The following is an 18,187-nucleotide window of genomic DNA, read 5'->3' as shown; positions in this document are numbered from 1 at the left end:
TTTCGACGTCGGTGCCGGCCTGCGCCGCCTGGCCCGCGAGGCCGGATACACCGCCTCCGCCCGCCCCGCCCCCCGCCGGCGCACCCGCGCCAGCACTGCCGCCGACCGCGAGATGCCCCCCGGCCCCTGTGCCGGCCACCAGCTCGCGGTCATCGCCCGCTGGGTACTCAAGCAGCCCCAGGCCGCTGACCACGTCCAGCGTTCAGCGCAGGAGATCGGAAACGAGGACACCGTCGCCCTGCACGAAGCATCAGCGGAGGACCTCGACGTCGACGGCGCCCAGGTCTTCGCCTGCATGCTCTACCTCGCCGGCCATCCCGAAAGCGCCTGCTTCTGGTGGCAGCTCGCCGCAGGCGCCGGTCACCGCATCGCCGCCTGCTCGGTACTCGGGATGGGCAAGGCGGCCTTCTTCCGTCACGGGGGCCGGAGCGGTGGGAAGGGGTGGGCGTACGGCGGAGGTACACAGCTGTTCACGGTGGCCATGCTGCTGGTGCAGGAGGTGGGGTGCGCGCGGTGCCGCGCGAGCAGTCAGGATGTGTTCAGGTTTCCGGTGTCACTCTCGTGGGCCATGACATACGAAACGTCTGAGACGTCCGCGGTCCCTGAGGGGGGTATACCTCCCGTGCCGGCGCGGCACCGGCTCCGCTGGAACAAGGTGCCCGAGGTCACCCTCTACTTCTGGATCATCAAGGTGCTGTGCACGACGGTCGGTGAGACCGCTGCCGATCTGCTGAACGAGAAGGCCGGCCTGGGCCTGACCGGTGTGTCGGTGCTGATGAGTGCGCTGCTGGCCGTGGTGCTGGTGGTGCAGTTCCGTACGACCGCGTACCGGGCCGGCGTGTACTGGCTCGCCGTGGCCCTCATCAGCGTCGTCGGCACCCTGATCAGTGACAACCTCACCGACGACATGGGTGTGCCGCTGGAGACGAGTACGACGGTGTTCGCGATCCTCCTCGCGATCATGTTCGTCGTCTGGTATCGGCGTGAGCGGACGCTGTCCATCCTCAGCATCGACACCACCAGCCGTGAGTCCTTCTACTGGCTCGCGGTGCTGTTCACCTTCGCCCTGGGCACCGCGGCCGGCGACCTGGTCTCCGAGCGCATGGACCTGGGGTACTGGCTGTCCGCCGCCCTGTTCGCGGCGGCCATCGCCGCGGTGGCCATCGCGCACTTCGCGCTGGGCCTGGACGCGGTGTGGAGCTTCTGGATCGCCTACATCCTCACCCGCCCCCTCGGCGCCTCCGTCGGTGACTACCTCTCCCAGCCCACCGGCGACGGGGGCCTGGGCCTGGGCACTGTGATCACCAGCGTGCTGTTCCTCGCTGTCATCCTCGGCCTGGTCCTCTACCTGAGCGTGACGTGCAAGGACGTCACCGAGTCTGAGTCTGCCTCTGCTCAACATGTGGCCTGACCTGCCACACGACAGGCGTTCAGGATGTGTTCAGGCACCGTGTGCCACGGTCGGAGGTCTCGGTCGCCGTCGGCGGCCGGCACAGCCAACAGGGTGCTCGACCCGTCATGCGGGAAGAGCGCCCTGGCGTTCGACCGGACAGGAGAGTTGAATTGGAGAAACCGGAGGTCCTCACCGACCTCGACGTGGCGGCCACGTCGAGTACGACCAAGTCGGTGATGAAGAAGCTGCCCGAGGTCACGCTGGCGTTCTGGATCATGAAGATCGCCGCGACGACCCTGGGTGAGACGGCGGGCGACCTCTTCGCGCAGACCCTGAAGCTGGGCTACTTCCTGACCACGGTCGTACTGTTCCTGGTCTTCGTGGTGACGCTGGTGGTCCAGCTGCGCTCCAGCCGTTACAACCCGTTCTTCTACTGGACTGTGATCCTGTCGACTTCCATGGCCGGCACGACCATGTCCGACTTCATGAACCGGGACGCCAGCGCCAAGTACCTCTCGAACGGCGCGACGAAGCTGGGCTGGGGACCGCAGGGCCTCGGCCTCGGCTACCCGGAGGGAGCGGCGATCCTGGTCTCGATCCTCCTGGCGATCTTCCTGGCCTGGAAGCTGAGCGGGATGACGTTCCAGATCCGAGACATCGTCACCTTCCGGGGCGAGGCACTGTTCTGGGCGGCGATCCTGGTCTCGAACACCCTCGGCACCTCGATGGGCGACTTCCTCTCCGACAGCTCCGGTCTCGGCTACCTGGGCGGCGCGTTGCTCGTGACCGGGGTGCTGGCCGTGCTGGCGGCGCTGATGAAGGTGCCCGTGGTGCCGAACGTGCTGCTGTTCTGGATCGCCTTCGTACTCACCCGCCCGCTTGGCGCCACCGCGGGCGACTTCCTGACCAAGCCGGTCGCCAAGGGCGGCCTGGATCTGGGCACCGCGGGCTCGTCCGCCGTGCTCCTCGCCGTCCTGTTCGGGCTGATGGCGTACGCCCACGTGCAGGAACGCCGGTCGGTGAAAGAGGGGCAGGTACAGGTCACCCGGCGGGCAGAGTGACCGTGAACCTGGCCCCCGGCGTGTGCCGGGGGTCATAGGTCACCTCGCCGCCGACGGCGCGGGCCAGGCGTCGCGCGAGCGGCAGCCCCAGGCCCGCGCCGTCGTGCCCGTCGCCGGGATCGGCGCGCCGGCCCGGCTGGAACAGCTCGTTCCTGAACGTCCCCGGCACACCGGGACCGTCGTCCACGACGTCGATCCGCACGGCGCCGGGGACACGCCGAGCGGACACGGTCACGCGGGAGTGGGCGTAGCGGGCGGCGTTGGCGAGCAGGGGGCTGAGGATGCGTTCGAGGGGCACGGGGGTGACACCCGCTTCCAGCACCGATGCTTCCGTCTCCACCGCGGTCTTCACCCGGTCGAGGTGCTGGAGCAGGCGGTCCAGGACGGGCAGTACGTCGGTCGTTCCGGGGACCGTTGCCGGGTTCAGCGCGTTGTCGCGGGCGTCGTGCAGGAGCGTGTCGCAGATGGTGCGCATGGACTGGGCGGCCTCGGCGATCACCTCTTGGGCGGCGTGGGTCTCGGCGTCCGTGCGGGGGCGGGCCCGCCACCAGTCGAGTTCCATGACGATCCGGGTGAGCGGCGTGCGCAGTTCGTGGGACAGCTCTCCCGTCAGCTGCTGTTCGTGACGCAGGACAGTGCGTATGCGGTCCAGGAGCGCGTCCAGGGAGGAACCCAGGCGGGCGAGTTCGGCCGGGTGGTCCTCCGTGCCGAAGCGCTCGTCGGAGCCCACCGCGCTCCATTGGGTGGCCTGCTCGGTCATCGTCCGCACCGGACGCAGTGCCCGGCCGACGGACAGACGGGTGAGTACATAGGTGCAGCCGAGCATCACGACGTCCAGGACGAGTGATCCCGCCAGCAGGGTGTCGGCCGAGCTGTGGTACGGAGTCAGGTCCAGGGCGGTGACGACGGTGGCGGTGGAGCGGCGGCCGGGGACGCGCTGGGCGCACAGCCGGACGGGTCGGTGACCGTGCGCCTGAACGGTGGCGCAGGCGTCCCTCGGCTGGGTGGCCAGCCGGTCGGCGGCCCGGGCCGCCGGTTCGCCGGCCGTGGCGGACGGCGGCTTCTCCAGCAGACGGGTCCCGCCGTAGATCCACACGTTGGCGTCGAGGAGACGGTCGTTGACGGTTTCCAGGACGCGCACTCGGGAACCGGTGGTGTCGACGGTCGTGGCCACCGCTGCCGCCCGGCTGCGCAGTTCGTCGTCCGCCTGGTGCTGCAGGTGCCGGTCCATCACGGCGTTGAACACGACGGTCAGGATCGTCATCAGCAGGGCCGCGGTGGTCAGGGCCACCAGGGAGAGCCGGCCGCGCAGGGTGCGCGGGGCGAGGCGCCGCAGGACGCGTGAGGCACTGTTCATGACAGGCGGTGCCCGATCCCACGCGCCGTGTCGATCGACAGGTCGCTGCCGGCTTCCCGCAGCTTGCGGCGCAGTCGGCTCAGGTACTGGTCCAGGGTGTTGTCGCTGACTTGCGCGCCCTCCGGCCACCCGGCCCGCACCAGCTCGCGGCGGCGCACGAGGGTGCCGTCGGCGGCAAGGAGCGTGGCCAGCAGCCGGAACTCGGTGGGGGACAGGGTGACGCGGGAGCCATGCACGTTCACGCTGTGGTCCACCGCGTCCAGGACCAGGTCACCGGTGGAGGCCGTCGTCGTGGTGGCTGTCCGTTTGAGGACGGCTCTCAGCCGGGCGGCGAGTTCGGCGAGATGGAACGGCTTGGTCAGGTAGTCGTCGCCGCCGGCGGAGAAGCCGGCCAGGCGGTCGGTGAGCTGGTGCCGGGCGGTCAGGAAGATCACGGGGGCGAGGAAGCCGTTGGCGCGCATCGCCTGGCACACGTCCCGCCCGTCGGCGTCGGGCAGGCCGACGTCCAGGACGGCCGCCGCGACGTCGTCCGTGGCCAAGCGCAGGGCGGTGGCGCCGTCGGCGGCCGGGAGCGGGTCGAAGTCCTCCTCGTACAGGCCGCGGCGCAGGGTGTCACGCAGGGCGTGATCGTCCTCCACCACCAGGATCTTGGGGCGCATGGTCCTCCGCCGGTATCGGAGTCGGGGTGATCATGTTGCTGAGCAGGGGGGTGGGCAGCCAGTGGGCGGCTGCCCACAGGCATGCCCCGAGCCAGCCGGCGGCGAACAGCCAGCCGCCGACGACATCCGTGAACCAGTGCACTCCCAGATAGACCCGGGTGAGCCCGACCAGCAATCCCCAGCCGCACACCGCGATCCGCAGGGTCGTTCCCCCTCGGGGAGCGCGCAGGGTGAGCGCGATGACCAGCAGGCCGGCGGCAAGGGCGGCCGTGGTGGTGTGGCCGGAGGGGAACGCCCAGCCGCTCGCGTGTGTCGTCCAGTCGCTCCGCGGTGGACGCGGCCGCTGAATCGACTCCATCACGCCATAGCGCAGGAGCTGACCCGCGGCGAGACAGGCGAGTCCGAGGGCGGAGGCGAGCAACCGGGTCCGTGGCGTGCGGCCCGCGACCGCTCCCGCCAGCGCCACGAGGAGGTACGGGACGGCGCCGGTGCCGGTGGCGGTCACTCCCCGGGCCAGGGCCACGGCCTCCTCCGGGCGGTGGCCGACCGACCATATGAGGAACCTGTCGTCCAGCCACAGCGGTGCGCCGGCCCGGCCGGTGACGAACAGCGCCAGCACGGTGAACGCCGCCCACGTGCCAAGGCTGACGCTGCCCGCCACATCGGCGGCGTCCCTTCGGTTCATGAGGCCGACAGCAGTACGCGCAGGGGAGCGGCCGCCGCAAGGCGTCCGGCCAGCACCTCGGACCGGCCGCGCACTGCGGCCATGGCCACGAGCGGGACGCATGCGCCCACAACCATCCCGGTCGCCACGTCGTGCGGGTAGTGAACACCGATCCAGACCCGGGAGGCCGCCATCGCGACCGCCGCCGCGCAGGCGATCGTGCCCAGCCACCGCGACACGAACAGCAGCGCCACGGCGGCCGCCGCGGCGATCGCCGCATGGTTGCTGGGGAACGACCAGTCACCGTGCGCCGGACACGCCTCCAGGGTGCGTACCGGCAGGTTCCGGCAGGGCCGGTCCTCGCGGACGAGCAGCTTCAGGACATCATTGACGCCGTACGCGAGGACCACGACCACCGGCGCGGCCAGCGCCGTCACGGCGGGTCCGGCTCCCAGGCGCCGCGCCCGCCACCAGGCCAGTGCCATGAACAGGGCGAACACCGCCAGACCGTACGTCGACCACACCTTGATCGTGGTGTCCAGCCAGCCTGGCGAGCGCCCCGCGAGGCCCACCACGTCCCGGTAGGCGGAGCCGTCGATCGACGCTCCGCCGAACGCGAGCATCATCCGCGGACCTCCCCGGCCTTGGCACGCCGTCGGCTGCGGTACAGCTCCAGGGCGAGCGGGATCAGCGACAGCACCACGATCAGTGCGACCAGCGGCAGCAGATAGCGGTCCACGTTCGGGATCGAGGAGCCCAGCGCGTATCCCGCCAGGGTCAGTCCGACGCTCCACACCAGGCCGCCGGCCACCTGCCACAGGGTGAACACCCGGGCCGGCACGCCCAGCGCACCCGCGATCGGATTGAGCACGGTCCGCACCACTGGCACGAATCTCGCCAGCACGATCGCCTTCGCATGCCCGTAGCGCGCGAGCAGTTCCTCAGCCCGCCCGGCTCCCTCGCGCAGGCGCGCCGAGCGGCTGCGGGCCAGCAGGGCGCCACCCGCCCGGCGCCCGATGAGATAGCCGCACTGCGCGCCGGCCAGCGCGCCGAACGCGGCGGCGGCCAGCAGCGGCCCCAGCGACAGATGTACGCCATGCCGGCCCGTGCCCGTGCACAGCAGGCCCGCCGTGAACAGCAGCGAGTCGCCCGGCAGGAAGAAACCGACCAGCAGGCCGGTCTCGGCGAACATCACCAAGCCGACGCCCAGCACACCGAAGGCCGCCAGTAGTGACTGCGCGTCCAGCGGGTTCACCGCGAGCTGCGACGATAGAACCACGGGTGTGGTCATCGGCAGGAGTCCTTTCCGTACGGGCCGCCGGATCGTACGGCACCCGGACCGTCTACAATGCCGTAGACGGTCTACGGCAGTGTAGACGATCGCAAAGTGAGGATCGTTTCCCTGAGCGCCGAAAAGGACGAGCGCCGGCCGGCGGGCGAGCTGGAGGCCGCCGTAATGGCGGCACTGTGGGCGGCCGGCACGCCGCTGACCCCTGCCCTGGTACAGACCGGCCTCGCCTCCGGCCTGGCCCGGACCACCGTGACGACCATCCTCAGCCGCCTGTACGAGAAGGGGACGCTGGAACGCGAGCGGCAGGGACGTGGCTACGCCTACCGCCCCATCCAGGACCCGCACGGCCTGACCGCCCTGCGCATGCACAGCGAACTCGACCGCGGCAGCGACCGGGAGACGGTCCTGGCCCGCTTCGTCGCCCAGCTCCTCGACCGCTGCGCCCGGCACCCGTACGTCACCCGCCTCCAGGCCGCCGGCGAGCTCCAGCCGTCTGCCGTCATGGGCGAACAGTCCGTGCCACCGTTCCTCGGTCTACTGCAACAGCTCTGGCACCGACCGGTCCGGTACGGGTGAGCGGGGCATGCCGTCGGCGCGAGCGGCCACCTCACAACACCCACGGGCCGACCTCCCCACCGATCTGCCGTAGTCGAGCAGGAGGTAGCCGGCCAGCTGGTAGAACTCGGCGCGGCCCGCGCGCCCTCGCCGGCGCGATGCGCACCCCGGCCAGATCCATGCATGGTGCCCATCATGCTGCTGGCGAGAGCGCCGGCTGTACGGAACAAGGCAACTACCCGAAAACCGGGCGGAACGACACGGGCGCGCCAACAGACGTCGCGGGCAGGCGCCGGCCAGCGGTTTTCCCCGCGCGCCGACGCCCCGCCCGGATGCCGGGACGGCTCAGGAGGCGTGCCTGCGCCGCAGCGTGAGGTAGGTGCCGGTCGCACCGGCGGCCAGCAGACCGCCGAGACCCAGGCCGACCGGAAGGGCCGGGAACCGGGAACCGTCGGTCGCCGCGGCCATGACCCGCATCCCCGGACCCGGGGTGATGCGCGTGCGCACGGCGGCGACGTCCCGGACCGGGCCGACGGACCTCACCGAGCCGTCCGAGTTCAGCAGCACCTGCCGGTTGTTGGGGTGCGCGAAGTCGAACATGCCCGTGAGCGAGCCGGCCGTGGCGTCGAAGGAATGGTCGCCGATGCGGCCGGTGTGCCAGTTGTCCTCGATGAAACGGATGACGGACGCCTGGTTCGTCAGGGTGTGGTCGACCTTGTTGACCTTGCTGTACGGCGAGATGACGAGCAGCGGCTGCCGGGTGCCGGGGCCGCAGCGGTCCGCGTAGCCGCCGGCCGCCCTCGGCCCCCTCCGGCAGGCGGGGCTGTCGGTCGCCTTGCCGTTGGAGCCGAGCGAGGTGTCCGTGGAGCCGTTCTTCGGGGCGACGTAGGCGTGGTCGTACCAGCCGTCGGAGTCGTCGTACGCCACCACGATCGCCGTGGATCTCCACTGCGGTGCGCTCTGGATCGCGTTGATCTGCTTCACCAGGAAGTGCTGCTCGTCCAGCGGGTCGGAGGAGCCGGCGTGGCCGTCCTGGTACTGGGCGGCCTTGACGAAGCTGACGGCCGGGAGCCGCCCCGCCCTGAGCGCGGCGGAGAAGTCGGTCAGGTCGTAGTTGTGGTTGGCCCGGCCGGCGTGACCGATCTCCGCGACGTTCTTCGGCGGCAGGTGGTGCGGGTTGGCCGTCGACTTGTAGTAGGCGAACGGGTTGTGGTGCGGGCTGTAGTCGACCACGGTCGCGCCGCCCACGTTGGCGTGCGCCGTGCGGCACTTGGCGTGGGAGCCGGCGGTGCCGTTCCACGGGGTCGACGGGCGGAAGCCGCCCTGGAACCAGCCCCAGGTCACGTTCCGGGCGTTCAGCAGATGACCGATGTTCCTGCCCCGCATGGCCGCCAGCGCGTTGCTGCCGGTGTGGTCCTTGTTCGAGCAGTCGTCGAAGGCCGGGTCGGGGTCGTTGATCATCGTGCCGACGCCCCGGGAGTCGGGTGACTTGACTGCGTACGGGTCCGGCCTGGACGTCTGCTTGCCGGTGGCCGGGTCGACGGAGATCACGCCGTGTGTGTTGCCGGAGACCAGGTTGATCGCGCCAGGGGTGGAGGGGCCGTAGGTGGAGCTGAAGGACCGGTCGGACAGGGCGTAGTGCTGGGCGTAGTTCCACAGCGCCGTGACGGTGTTCCCGTCGTAGTAGTCCATCACCAGGCCCGGCTCGCCGAACAGGCCGCCGCTGCACCTGTCGACCGAGGTGTTCTGCACGTACCGGTCGGCCCTGCCGCCGTTGGCCGCGTACTGCTCGGGTCCGTAGGAATGGTTCTGGTCGCAGGTCACCGCCTGGGCCGGGGAGAGCCGCCGGGGCGTGTACAGGTTCGGGTTCCGGTTCAGCAGCCCGGCGTGGGCGAGGGTGTCGATGTCCTTCGGGGTGTTCCTCGCCGCCGTGAACTTCGTGCCGTCGGTGTTGGCGGCCTTCGGATAGGTGGCGAAGTAGTGGTCGAAGGAGATGTTCTCGTCGAAGAGGACGACGACGTGCTGGATCGGCGTCGCGGTCGCCCGGGCGGAGGGCGCTGCCGCCCAGGCCGGCGCGGTGCCGCCGAGTACCGTGAGCGCGGCGGCCCCGGCGAGCGCTCCGAGGCTCCTTGCCGCTGCTCCTCTTCCCTTGTCGACCATGGTGGCTGAACCTCCGTACGGGAATGTCGGTGCGTCGTACGAGCACGGATGCTGCGCCCGCTTCGGGGCGCGGCAGCGGAGCCATGGTGGCGTACGCGTGAACTCCCGGTCAGGAATGCGGACGCGATTCTTGACGGTGTGTTGACCCGTTCGGCCGCCGGGCTGTCCGGACAGGCCGGCCCAGCAGGCCCCGCCCGTACCAGTCCGCGGCGTCCCGGACGCCGGGCAGTGCGAAGAAGTAGCCGCCGCCGAACGGGCTGATGTAGTCCGTCAGCGGCTCGCCCGCCAGCCGCCGCTGCACGGTCTCGAACTGGCGGGCCAGGTCCCGCTGGTAGCAGCAGAACAGCAGACCCATGTCGAGGTTGCCGTTGGTGTCCATCCCCCGGTCGTAGTTGTAGGCGCGGCGCAGCAGGCGCTGTCCCGCCGTGGCGGGGGTGCGCGGGTCGGCGCGCCGGATGTGCGCGTCCAGCGGGATCACATCGCCCTTGGGGTCGTCGGCGTACTTCGGCGTGTCGTGCTCGTGGTCGCCGTCCAGCGGGGCGCCGGAGGAGCGGGCCCGGCCGAACATGCGCTCCTGCTCGCTCAGCGCGACCCGGTCCCAGAACTCCACCAGCATCCGGATCAGCCGGACCACCTGGTAGCTGCCGCCGGCCGTCCAGTCCGGCTCGTCCGCTCCCCGGCCCACCCACACCAGGCGGTCCATCTCCCGGGTGTTGCCCGCGTCCGGGTTGGCGGTGCCGTCCTTGAAGCCCATCAGATTGCGGGGTGTGCCCGAGGGCCGGGGCGGGCTGGTGAACCCGTCCAGCCGCCAGCGGACCTGGAGCCCGCCCCGGGTGTGCCGGGCGATGTCGCGCAGCGCGTGCAGGGTGGTGTCTGGGTCGTCGGCGTGCAGTTGGAGGCTGAGGTCGCCGTGGCACCACTCGTCCCGCAGGTCGTCGTCGGGAAACGCCGGCATCGCGGTCAGCCGCCGGGGCCTGAGCGCGGCGAGCCCGAACCGGTCGTCGAAGAGCGAGGCGCCGACGCCGACGGTCACGGCCAGCTGCCCGCCGGGCGGCCGGTCGCCGAGCACACCGGAGTCGGCGGGCGGGCCGGTGATACCCACCGGCTCCGGGGCGCCGCCGGAGGTCAGCGCGCGGGCCCGGTCGGTGAGCGTGCGCAGCAGGTCGGTGAGTTCGGCGGGGCTTGTGGCGGTCACGTCGAGGGCGGCGAGGACGCAGGTGCGGCGCGGGGCCGCGATGACGGAGGCCTGGTGGATGCCGTGGAAGGGAGCGACGGCGGTCGCCGCGGCGGCGGCCCCCGGAGCCGTGGCGTCGGGCGCGGCGGCGCTCGTGGTGAGCCCGGCGCCGGCCAGCGCGGCCCCGCGCAGGAAGCGGCGTCTGCCCAGTCCCCCGGGCGGTTCGGCGGTGGTCACGCGGTCCTCCGCGGGTCGCACAGGGTCGCCACCGACGCCAGTCGCTCCACCAGTTGCCCGAGCGCCGCGTCGGTCCGCTCCCGCTGGGCGCGGGTGAGGTCCCCGAGCGGGGTCCAGCGCGCGCCGTGACGGAACCCGTCGAGGAGCTGCCTGGCGCGGCCCAGGTCCCTGTCCAGGCCGGTCAGGCCGGCGTACCGGGCGGTGAGCAGCGGACGCAGCCGGGAGAGCACCGCGCGGGTGCCGTCCAGATTGGCCCGGGCGGTGGCGAGGTTGCTGCCGCTGCCGTAGTCGGTGCGGCCGGTCAGCTCGAACTGCACGGTGTTCTCCAGGATCTCGTGCGCGCGCAGCCCCAGCTGGGCGGGGTCCATCCGGGTCTGCGCCCAGCCGTCCCGCAGCCCGGCCGCCGCCTTGACGAGCGCCGCCGCCGGGGCGCGCAGCCGTGCGGCCGGTTCGCCGTGCCAGAGGCCGTACTCGATCCGGTGGAAGCCCGCGAAGTCCTTGTCGCGCACCCCCTCGGGCAGGCCCGCGTCGGTGCCGTTGATCCGCGCGTCCGCGTCACCGAAGGCGTCGTACGCCGCTCCCAGCTGCTCGTACCGCAGATGCGCGGGCAGCCACGCCGCCCGGGCGGCGGCGAGGTCCCCGTCGTCGATCGCCGAGCGCAGCCGCGTCGTGAGCCGGACGACGTCGTCGAGTCCGCCGGCGACCCACCGCTGGTAGGCGAGGGCGGGCGGGATCAGGTCGTGCCCGGTGACCGGGCGCGCGCCGGGCCCGCGTCGGCCGCCGGCGACGTGCACGCGGGGACCGGTGACGGCGTCGGCGTCGTCGGGCACGCAGGCGAAGGCGTACGTGCCCGTGCCCAGCCGGACGGTCAGCTGCCGGGTCGTCCCGGGGCCGATGCCCTCCACCTCCCCGAACACCTCCTTGGTGCCGGGGTCCTCGAGATAGACCTCGGCGGCCCCGTTGGAGGTGTTGTGCAGGTCGAAGGTCTGCACCCCGGGTTCCGGCCGGGTCCAGCCACGGCCGCAGCGGCTCGGCGACACCTCGACGGTGATGCGCCGCGGCCCGTCGCCGGCGGCACGGCCGTGCCGCCCGCCCCCGGCGAGGACGGCCAGCAGGGCGCCCCCGAGGGCGAGGACGAGGACACCGGCGAGGACGGCCACGGCGACGGGGGACGTCCGGGCGCGGACGGACCGGGTGCCGAGGCGGGGCAACGGCATGACGAGCCTTCCGGACGGCGTACGCGGTGATCCGCGGCCGTGGGAACGACCGCGCGACGGCCCCATGCTAGGCCGCGGCCCGGAACCGAACAGCCGTCCGGAGGAATCGTGGACCGGGAATTCCCCCGGAGTTCACCCGGCGCTCAGGAAGCGGAAGCCCGTTTCCGGCCCGCGGAGCCCCCTGCCCGGGTGTCCGCGGACGGCCGTGCCGGGTGGCGGACGCCGGCGGCAGCGCGAGCGCGAGGGGAGCGGCCGTCCGGTATCCGATCCACACCTCGCCCCCCACGTCGCCGCCCTGGCGAGCCGTCAGCGCACCGGTGATCGGCCTCGTCCCGGACGCCGCCGGATGACGGTCAGTCCTTCACTGCTCCGCCCAGCCCGGAGACCAGGCGCCGCTGCACGAGGACGAAGAACAGCAGCACCGGGACCGTCATCACCGTGGACGCGGCCATGACCCCGCCCCAGTCCGGCTCGTCGGGCTTGTAGAAGACCAGCAGGGCCATCGGCAGGGTCGACTGCGAGGTGTCGCTGATGATGAACGACTTGGCGAACAGGAAGTCGTTCCAGGCGGAGATGAAGGAGAACACGCTCGTGGCCACCAGGCCCGGCAGGACGAGCGGGAGGAGGATCTGCCACAGGAACCGCGCGCGGCTCGCCCCGTCGAGGTACGCGGCCTCCTCCAGGGACTCCGGAACCGCCTTGACGAACCCGCGCAGCATCCAGATCGCGAACGGCAGCGAGAAGGCGATGTGCGGCAGGATCAGCGAACCCAGCGTGTTGAGCAGGCCGAAGTCCCGCATGAGGAAGAACATGGGGATGGTCAGCGCCTCCACCGGAACCATCTGCGCCACCAGGAACATGATCAGCACGGTGGTGCGGAAGCGGAACCGGAAGCGCGTCACGGCCGTCGCGGCCAGGAAGGCGATCAGCGCGGAGGCGGCCACGACACTCAGCGCGACGACGAGGCTGTTGACGAAGTAGCGCCCGAACGCCTGCTGTTCGAACACGCGCCGGAAGGAGTCCAGGGAAGGGGAGGACGTCCAGGGCCTCGGTTCGGTGGACTCGATCTCCCCGGCCGGCTTCACGGCGCCGAGCAGCATCCAGTAGAGGGGGAAGGCGACGACCGCGGCGACGAGCAGCGCCGTCGCCTCCGCGGCCAGCCGCCAGGGTCGCCGTACCCAACCGCGTGGTGCAGTCACAGTTCCTCCCCTTGGCGGCGCAGCAGCCGCAGGTACCCGAGCGTGACGGCCAGCAGGATCAGCAGCGTCACGACGCCGATCGCCGAGCCCAGGCTGTACTGCGAGGACGCGAAGGCCTTCTGGTAGGCGTAGACGTTCAGGACCAGGTTCTGGCCGGCGATGCCGCCGCCGCCCGTCATCACGTAGATCTGGGTGAACACCTTGAAGTCCCAGATCACCGACTGCACCGTGACGATGACCAGGATCGGTCTCAGCATGGGCGTGAGCACCGAGCGCCAGATCCGCCACTGCGAGGCGCCGTCCAGGGCCGCGGCCTCCAGAACCTCGCCCGGCACGGCGCGGATGCCGGCGTAGACGGTGACCATCACGAACGGGAAGGAACACCACACCACTTCGAGCAGGACCAGGAAGAACGCGCTGTAACGGCCGTACGTCCAGGAGAAGTCGCCGAGCCCGAGGAGGCGGTCGACCGGACCGAAGTCGGGGTCGAAGAGGAACAGCCAGACCGTCGAGCCCGTGACCGCCGGGGTCGCCCACGCTCCCAGCGCGGCCAGCATCAGGGCGAACCGCGGGACCGCCCGGACCCGGGTGAGCAGGACGGCGAGCGCACAGCCCACCGCCAGTGTGCAGACCACACAGGCCGCCGCGAAGCCGACCGTGGCCAGCAGCACCTGCCAGAACTGGTCGTCGGCGAAGAGCTCGGTGTAGTTGGCCAGGCCCCGGAAGCTGGTCGGTTCGCCGCCGCTGACCTGCGCCTGGGTGTACTCCAGGAAGGAGATCAGCCCGAGTTGGTAGACGGGGTAGACCAGCAGTCCGCCGAGGACGACGAGGGCCGGCGCCAGATAGAGCCATGGGGTCCAGCCCGCGCGCGCGTGGGGCCCCAGCCGGGGCCGCGGGGGAGCCGGGGCGGCCTGCCGGGGCACCTTCCGTGTCACCCCAGGGACCCGAACGCGTCGTTCATCCTCTTCGCCGCGCCCTCGGCCGCGGCCGCGACGTCCTTCTTGCCGCCGGCGATCTCCTGGAACATGACCGGCAGCACCAGCGAGGAGTCGATCTGGGCCCAGGCGGGGGAGGCGGGTACGAACCTGGTGCCGGCGGCGAGGGTCTCGACGAACGGCTTCGCGAACGGCTCCTCGGTGGCCGCCCGTTGCCGTACGTCCGTGAAGGTGGGCAGGAAGCCCATCGCGTCGAAGAGTTCGCCCTGTGTCTTCTTCGAGGCGAGCCGCTTCATCAGGTCCACGGCGAGCGTGCGGTGCGAGGTGCTCTTCAGGACACCGATGTTGTTGCCGCCCGCGAAGGCCGGCGCGATCGACCCGGGCTTCAGCCCGGGCAGCGGAACGACGGCGTACTTCCCCTTGGCCTTCCCGGTCTCCACGGCCGCGCGGCTGAAGTTGCCGCCGATCGCCATGGCGGCCTTGCCGGAGGCGAAGGCGGTGACCGTGTCGTTGCCGTTCATACCCGCGCACTTGGCGGCGGGACAGTTGTCGTCACCGAAGAGGGAGGTGTACGCCTTGATGCCCTTCTGCGCGGCGGGGCTGTCGATGGCGGAGGCGTACGACCCGTTCCCGCCGGTCGCCAGGTCCCCGCCGTTGGCCCAGATGAACGGCATCGCGCCGTAGGTGTAGGAGCCGCCGACGGCGAGACCGTACAGGTCGGGCCGGGCCGCGCGGATCCGTCTCGCGGTCGCGGCCAGCTCGGCCTGCGACGCGGGTACCCGGAGGCCGAGTTCGCGCAGGACGTCGGTCCGGTAGTACAGCGCCCGGATGCCGACGAAGTACGGCGCCCCGTAGACCTTGCCGTCCACGGTGACCGACTGCCGGGCGGTGGGATCGGTGTCCTTGGCCTCGCTCCACGTGCGGAAGTCCTTGGTGACGTCGGCGAGTCCGCCGTCCCGCACATAGCCGGCGGTGTCGGTGTTGCCGTACTCGATGACATCGGGCGCGGACTTCGGATCGTTGAAGGCCGCCTTGATGCGCTGGGCGCGGGTCTCCACGGGGATGTACTCGACGGTGACGTCGGTGCCCCGGTGCGCCTTCTCGAAGTCGGTGCGGACCGCGTCGACTATGCGCTGCTTCGGCTGGTTGTCGACCTCCTGGAAGAGCCAGACGCGCAGGGTGCCGGTCTTCTCGTCTTTGCCGGAGGGGGAGTTGGCGGCGGTCTGGGGAGCGCAGGCGGTGGCCAGGGCGGCCGCGAGCGCGGCGAGCCCGGCACGACGGACGGTCAGGTTCATGGAGTCTTCCTCCGATGAGGCGTTGCAACATGCGCAATAATGGTTTCGCTGTGCACAACGCCTCGGAGGCTAAAGGCTGCGAGAACACGCCCACAAGAGGTCTCAACCACTCTGTGACCGGCAGACGCACACCGTGCAACGCCCAAGCGGACAAAGGCCGCAGGCGGTGCGTCAGCGCACGGGGAAGCCGAAGCCGTACCCCTGCTGCTTCAGCCACGGCAGCACGGTGCGCAGCGCCTCCACCGTCTGCGAGCGGTCACCGCCCGCGTCGTGGAACAGGATCGTGGGACCGCCCGCCACCTCGCGCTCGACGGTCGCGACGATCGCGGCGCTGCCCGGCCGCTCGAAGTCCTTGGAGTCGACGTTCCAGCCCAGCGGCCGCATGCCGTGCGAGGCCGCGAGCTTCCGGCTGTACGGGGTGAAGGCGCCGCCCGGGGCGCGGTAGTACATCGGCCGCACACCGCCGGACGCCTTGGTTATCTGCCGCTCCGCGTCGACGATCTGCTGCGACTGGTAGGCCTGGGACTTCTTGTCCATGGTGGTGTCGTGCGACACCGTGTGGTCGCACAGCCGGTGACCGGCGGCCACCACCTGCTTGACCAGATCGGGGTGGGCCTCAGCCTGGGTGCCGACCATGCAGAACGTCGCCTTCACGCCGTTGTCACGCAGCACTTGGAGCACCTGCGGCGTCCAGACCGGGTCCGGGCCGTCGTCGATGGTGATGTTGACCGCGTGCGCGCCCGCGGCGGAGGCGTGCGCGATGGTCTCGGACACGGGCGCCGCCTCGGGCGCGGCCGGCCGGGCGGAGGTGCTCGGTGCCGCTGACCCGCCGCCGCTCTGTCCGGCCTGCGCCGTCCACACCGAGGTGGCCGCGGCCACCGCCGTGACCCCGACCGCCGCTGCGACCACTCGGCCGTACCATCCCCGCCCGCCATGCCGCGCCATGTCCGCCCCGCCCCCTGATATGCCGATGGATTCCGTGCACCTGGCAGGACGGTGAAATGCGATCACGGGATCCGTCTGTTACGGATCACGGACAATTCCGAGGCGCTTCCGCGACAGTCTCGCCCCGGACCCGGGGCAGGAGTTCACCGGCCGTCTCCCCCAACACCCTGGACGCCGGTCGTCACCCTCGGCCGGCGTCCAGCGCGGCGCGGACGATCGCCGCCGCCGCCCTGGCCGCCGCCAGGACCGGTGCCGTGCTGCGCGCGGCCCGGCCGAGCATGAACGCGCCCTCCAGCAGGGCGATGACCGACGTGGCCGTCTCCCGGGCGGCCGGTTCCGGGATGCCGCCCTCGGCGTAGTAGGCGGCGAGGCGGCCGGTCCAGCTGTCGAACACCTCGGCGGTGGCGCGCCGTAGCGTCTCGTCGGTGCTCGCGACCTCCATCGCGACGGTCGCGATCGGGCAGGGGTCGGCGAAGTCCAGTTCGGCGAGGGTGCCGGCCGCCGCATCGAAGGCGTCCGCGGTGGCGGCGACCCGGTCCTCGTACGGCGTCATCAGGGCGGTGATGAGCTCCAGGTAGCCGGCGCCCGAGGTGCGGACCACCTCCTCGCCCAGCTGGGCCTTGCCGCCGGGGAAGAAGTGGTAGATCGAGCCGAAGGGGGCACCGGCGGCCGCGGCGATCTGTTTCATGCCGGTGCCGGTGTATCCCGTGCGCCGGAACAGCTCCGTGCCGGCGGTCAGGATGCGCTGCCGGGTCTCATGGGTGCTGGGGGCCCTGCCCTTGCTCATCTTCCGAATCCTCCGGGAAGCCGCTGTCGCCGTCGGGGGTCGGTGTCTATTCTGTCACTAGAACGATCTATCTAGAGATGGTTCCACGGACACGACCACGATGCGGCCACTCGGCCGGGCGGAGGCACGGTATGCCGGAGATCGAACTGAGCGCGGGAACCATCGACTACGACGACACCGGGGGCGACGGTCCCGTGGTGGTCCTGGCGCACGGCCTCGGATTCGACGGATCGGTGTGGGCCGAGGTCGTCGCCCGGATGCGGCCCGGCTTCCGGGTACTGGTCCCCGTCCTGCCGATCGGCAGCCACCGGCGCCCGATGCGGCCCGACGCCGACCTGTCCGCGCACGGGATCGCGTGCCTGCTGGCGGAGTTCATGGAGCGCCTGGACCTGCGCGACGTCACCCTCGTCCAGAACGACACGGGTACGGCCCAGCTCCTGGTCGGGGTGCGGGACGAGCGCGTCGCACGGCTCGTCCTCACCTCCTGCGAGGCGCTGGAGAACTATCCGCCCGGTGTCCAGGGCCGGCTGCTGCACGCGGCCTCCAGGGTTCCCGGCGGACTCTTCCTCCTCCTGCAGTCCTTCCGCTTCCCCTTCCTCGCCCGCATGGAGACCTCGCTCGGGGGCATGGCGAAGAAGCGGCTGCCGAAGGAACTGATCGCCCGCTGGTACGGCCCTGTGCTGACGAACCGGCACATTCGCCGGGACCTGGCCAAGTTCTGCCGTGCCACGCGGAAGGACTGCTATCTGCGAGCGGCGCGGAACCTGCCGTTGTTCACCCGCCCGGCGCTGGTCGCCTGGGGTGCCGAGGACCGCATGATGCCGCCCGAGACCGGCCGCCGCCTGGCCCGGCTGCTGCCGAACGCGCGCTATGTGGAGATCCCCGACGCCAGGACGCTGGTCCAGTGGGACAATCCGGCCGCCCTGACGGGGGAGATCCGGCGCTTCGTCGCGGCGAACCCGCTGGCCGGCGAAGGCTGAAACGGCCCCTCCCGGCGGCCCGCGGGCGGGTGTGCCGGGAGGGGACCGGTCGTCGCGGCTGCCGCCTCACCAATAGTGGCGTCGGCCGGCGACCGCGTGCCCCATGGACCCCATGATCCACAGGACGGCTCCCACCACCAGCAGGATCACGCCGATGGTCCACAGGATCGAGATGCCTGTGACGAAGCCGATGATGAGCAGGATGATGCCGAGGGCGATCATGGCGTGCCTCCAGCGGGTAGTGGTGCTCCTGTCCTTCGGGTGCCCCAAACGTGGCC

General features: G+C 71.4%; 17 protein-coding genes and 1 pseudogene. 4 read left to right on the top strand and 14 right to left on the bottom strand.

Annotated elements, in window-relative coordinates:
- The first annotated feature begins 568 nt into the window (after positions 1-568).
- A complete protein-coding gene (locus FHS34_RS12450; RefSeq protein ID WP_184964347.1) occupies positions 569-1,411 on the top strand; it encodes a COG4705 family protein in 843 nt (280 codons plus the stop codon).
- A gap of 152 nt (positions 1,412-1,563) precedes the next feature.
- Positions 1,564-2,454, top strand: coding sequence for a COG4705 family protein (locus FHS34_RS12445; RefSeq protein ID WP_184964183.1), 891 nt, complete (start codon positions 1,564-1,566; stop codon positions 2,452-2,454).
- Here the strand turns inward: FHS34_RS12445 and FHS34_RS12440 are convergent.
- From FHS34_RS12440 to FHS34_RS12420, 5 genes are read right to left on the bottom strand one after another with little or no spacing between them, the layout of a single operon-like run.
- Positions 2,435-3,811 carry a sensor histidine kinase gene (locus tag FHS34_RS12440; protein WP_184964181.1) on the bottom strand — a complete coding sequence of 459 codons (1,377 nt, stop codon included), beginning with the start codon at positions 3,809-3,811 and terminating at the stop codon, positions 2,435-2,437. The two genes, FHS34_RS12445 and FHS34_RS12440, sit on opposite strands and share 20 nt — an antisense overlap.
- Entirely contained in the window at positions 3,808-4,470 is a 663-nt protein-coding gene (locus FHS34_RS12435) for a response regulator transcription factor (protein WP_184964179.1), read from the bottom strand. The genes FHS34_RS12440 and FHS34_RS12435 overlap by 4 nt, the downstream gene beginning before the upstream one ends.
- A complete protein-coding gene (locus FHS34_RS12430; protein ID WP_184964177.1) occupies positions 4,424-5,155 on the bottom strand; it encodes a phosphatase PAP2 family protein in 732 nt (243 codons plus the stop codon). Before FHS34_RS12430 ends, FHS34_RS12435 begins: the two co-directional genes overlap by 47 nt.
- Positions 5,152-5,760: a phosphatase PAP2 family protein gene (locus FHS34_RS12425; RefSeq protein ID WP_184964175.1), complete on the bottom strand. Its 609-nt coding sequence runs from the start codon at positions 5,758-5,760 to the stop codon at positions 5,152-5,154. Before FHS34_RS12425 ends, FHS34_RS12430 begins: the two co-directional genes overlap by 4 nt.
- The gene (locus FHS34_RS12420; protein ID WP_184964173.1) at positions 5,757-6,425 is read right to left on the bottom strand and encodes a DedA family protein; all 669 of its coding nucleotides are present in this window, start codon (positions 6,423-6,425) and stop codon (positions 5,757-5,759) included. The genes FHS34_RS12425 and FHS34_RS12420 overlap by 4 nt, the downstream gene beginning before the upstream one ends.
- A 111-nt stretch (positions 6,426-6,536) precedes the next feature.
- Between FHS34_RS12420 and FHS34_RS12415 the strand changes: the two are divergent.
- Positions 6,537-6,854 (top strand): annotated as a pseudogene (locus FHS34_RS12415) (BlaI/MecI/CopY family transcriptional regulator); the annotation flags it as partial.
- A gap of 471 nt (positions 6,855-7,325) precedes the next feature.
- On the opposite strand, the gene FHS34_RS12410 reads toward FHS34_RS12415, so the two are convergent.
- The 8 genes from FHS34_RS12410 to FHS34_RS12375 form a co-directional block, all read right to left on the bottom strand.
- The gene (locus FHS34_RS12410; protein ID WP_184964171.1) at positions 7,326-9,140 is read right to left on the bottom strand and encodes a phospholipase C; all 1,815 of its coding nucleotides are present in this window, start codon (positions 9,138-9,140) and stop codon (positions 7,326-7,328) included.
- Between the two features lie 109 nt (positions 9,141-9,249).
- Positions 9,250-10,551 carry an iron uptake transporter deferrochelatase/peroxidase subunit gene (gene efeB, locus FHS34_RS12405; RefSeq protein ID WP_184964169.1) on the bottom strand — a complete coding sequence of 434 codons (1,302 nt, stop codon included), beginning with the start codon at positions 10,549-10,551 and terminating at the stop codon, positions 9,250-9,252.
- The gene (locus FHS34_RS12400) at positions 10,548-11,768 is read right to left on the bottom strand and encodes an EfeM/EfeO family lipoprotein (protein WP_184964167.1); all 1,221 of its coding nucleotides are present in this window, start codon (positions 11,766-11,768) and stop codon (positions 10,548-10,550) included. The genes efeB and FHS34_RS12400 overlap by 4 nt, the downstream gene beginning before the upstream one ends.
- Before the next feature lie 353 nt (positions 11,769-12,121).
- Entirely contained in the window at positions 12,122-12,967 is an 846-nt protein-coding gene (locus FHS34_RS12395) for a carbohydrate ABC transporter permease (protein ID WP_184964165.1), read from the bottom strand.
- A complete protein-coding gene (locus FHS34_RS12390; RefSeq protein ID WP_372478557.1) occupies positions 12,964-13,890 on the bottom strand; it encodes a carbohydrate ABC transporter permease in 927 nt (308 codons plus the stop codon). Before FHS34_RS12390 ends, FHS34_RS12395 begins: the two co-directional genes overlap by 4 nt.
- An 8-nt stretch (positions 13,891-13,898) precedes the next feature.
- Positions 13,899-15,197 (bottom strand): extracellular solute-binding protein, encoded by a 1,299-nt coding sequence (locus tag FHS34_RS12385; RefSeq protein WP_184964163.1) that lies wholly within the window; start codon positions 15,195-15,197, stop codon positions 13,899-13,901.
- Positions 15,198-15,368: 171 nt separating this feature from the next.
- Positions 15,369-16,142 carry a polysaccharide deacetylase family protein gene (locus FHS34_RS12380; protein ID WP_184964161.1) on the bottom strand — a complete coding sequence of 258 codons (774 nt, stop codon included), beginning with the start codon at positions 16,140-16,142 and terminating at the stop codon, positions 15,369-15,371.
- Between the two features lie 181 nt (positions 16,143-16,323).
- Entirely contained in the window at positions 16,324-16,929 is a 606-nt protein-coding gene (locus FHS34_RS12375; protein ID WP_184964159.1) for a TetR/AcrR family transcriptional regulator, read from the bottom strand.
- Between the two features lie 131 nt (positions 16,930-17,060).
- Here FHS34_RS12375 and FHS34_RS12370 point away from each other — a divergent pair, with 131 nt between their 5' ends.
- On the top strand, positions 17,061-17,909 hold the full coding sequence (locus FHS34_RS12370; RefSeq protein WP_184964157.1) for an alpha/beta fold hydrolase: 849 nt from the start codon (positions 17,061-17,063) through the stop codon (positions 17,907-17,909).
- A gap of 66 nt (positions 17,910-17,975) precedes the next feature.
- Here the strand turns inward: FHS34_RS12370 and FHS34_RS12365 are convergent, their stop codons facing one another.
- Positions 17,976-18,131 carry a DUF6131 family protein gene (locus FHS34_RS12365; protein WP_184964155.1) on the bottom strand — a complete coding sequence of 52 codons (156 nt, stop codon included), beginning with the start codon at positions 18,129-18,131 and terminating at the stop codon, positions 17,976-17,978.
- Positions 18,132-18,187 lie beyond the last annotated feature (56 nt).

Origin of the sequence: Streptomyces echinatus (assembly GCF_014203595.1) — a bacterium.
In the GTDB taxonomy this organism is placed as follows: domain Bacteria; phylum Actinomycetota; class Actinomycetes; order Streptomycetales; family Streptomycetaceae; genus Streptomyces; species Streptomyces echinatus.
Note: the sequence above shows the minus strand (reverse complement) of the source record. Positions and strands in the feature narration are given on the sequence as shown.

Bases quoted from the DNA above. Each gene is read 5' to 3' on its own strand.
- FHS34_RS12450 (WP_184964347.1), top strand. From the start codon at position 569: ATGACATACGAAACGTCTGAGACGTCCGCGGTCCCTGAGGGGGGTATA.
- FHS34_RS12440 (WP_184964181.1), bottom strand. From the start codon at position 3,811: ATGAACAGTGCCTCACGCGTCCTGCGGCGCCTCGCCCCGCGCACCCTG.
- FHS34_RS12435 (WP_184964179.1), bottom strand. From the start codon at position 4,470: ATGCGCCCCAAGATCCTGGTGGTGGAGGACGATCACGCCCTGCGTGAC.
- FHS34_RS12430 (WP_184964177.1), bottom strand. From the start codon at position 5,155: ATGAACCGAAGGGACGCCGCCGATGTGGCGGGCAGCGTCAGCCTTGGC.
- FHS34_RS12425 (WP_184964175.1), bottom strand. From the start codon at position 5,760: ATGATGCTCGCGTTCGGCGGAGCGTCGATCGACGGCTCCGCCTACCGG.
- FHS34_RS12420 (WP_184964173.1), bottom strand. From the start codon at position 6,425: ATGACCACACCCGTGGTTCTATCGTCGCAGCTCGCGGTGAACCCGCTG.
- FHS34_RS12410 (WP_184964171.1), bottom strand. From the start codon at position 9,140: ATGGTCGACAAGGGAAGAGGAGCAGCGGCAAGGAGCCTCGGAGCGCTC.
- FHS34_RS12400 (WP_184964167.1), bottom strand. From the start codon at position 11,768: ATGCCGTTGCCCCGCCTCGGCACCCGGTCCGTCCGCGCCCGGACGTCC.
- FHS34_RS12385 (WP_184964163.1), bottom strand. From the start codon at position 15,197: ATGAACCTGACCGTCCGTCGTGCCGGGCTCGCCGCGCTCGCGGCCGCC.
- FHS34_RS12380 (WP_184964161.1), bottom strand. From the start codon at position 16,142: ATGGCGCGGCATGGCGGGCGGGGATGGTACGGCCGAGTGGTCGCAGCG.
- FHS34_RS12375 (WP_184964159.1), bottom strand. From the start codon at position 16,929: ATGAGCAAGGGCAGGGCCCCCAGCACCCATGAGACCCGGCAGCGCATC.
- FHS34_RS12370 (WP_184964157.1), top strand. From the start codon at position 17,061: ATGCCGGAGATCGAACTGAGCGCGGGAACCATCGACTACGACGACACC.
- FHS34_RS12365 (WP_184964155.1), bottom strand. From the start codon at position 18,131: ATGATCGCCCTCGGCATCATCCTGCTCATCATCGGCTTCGTCACAGGC.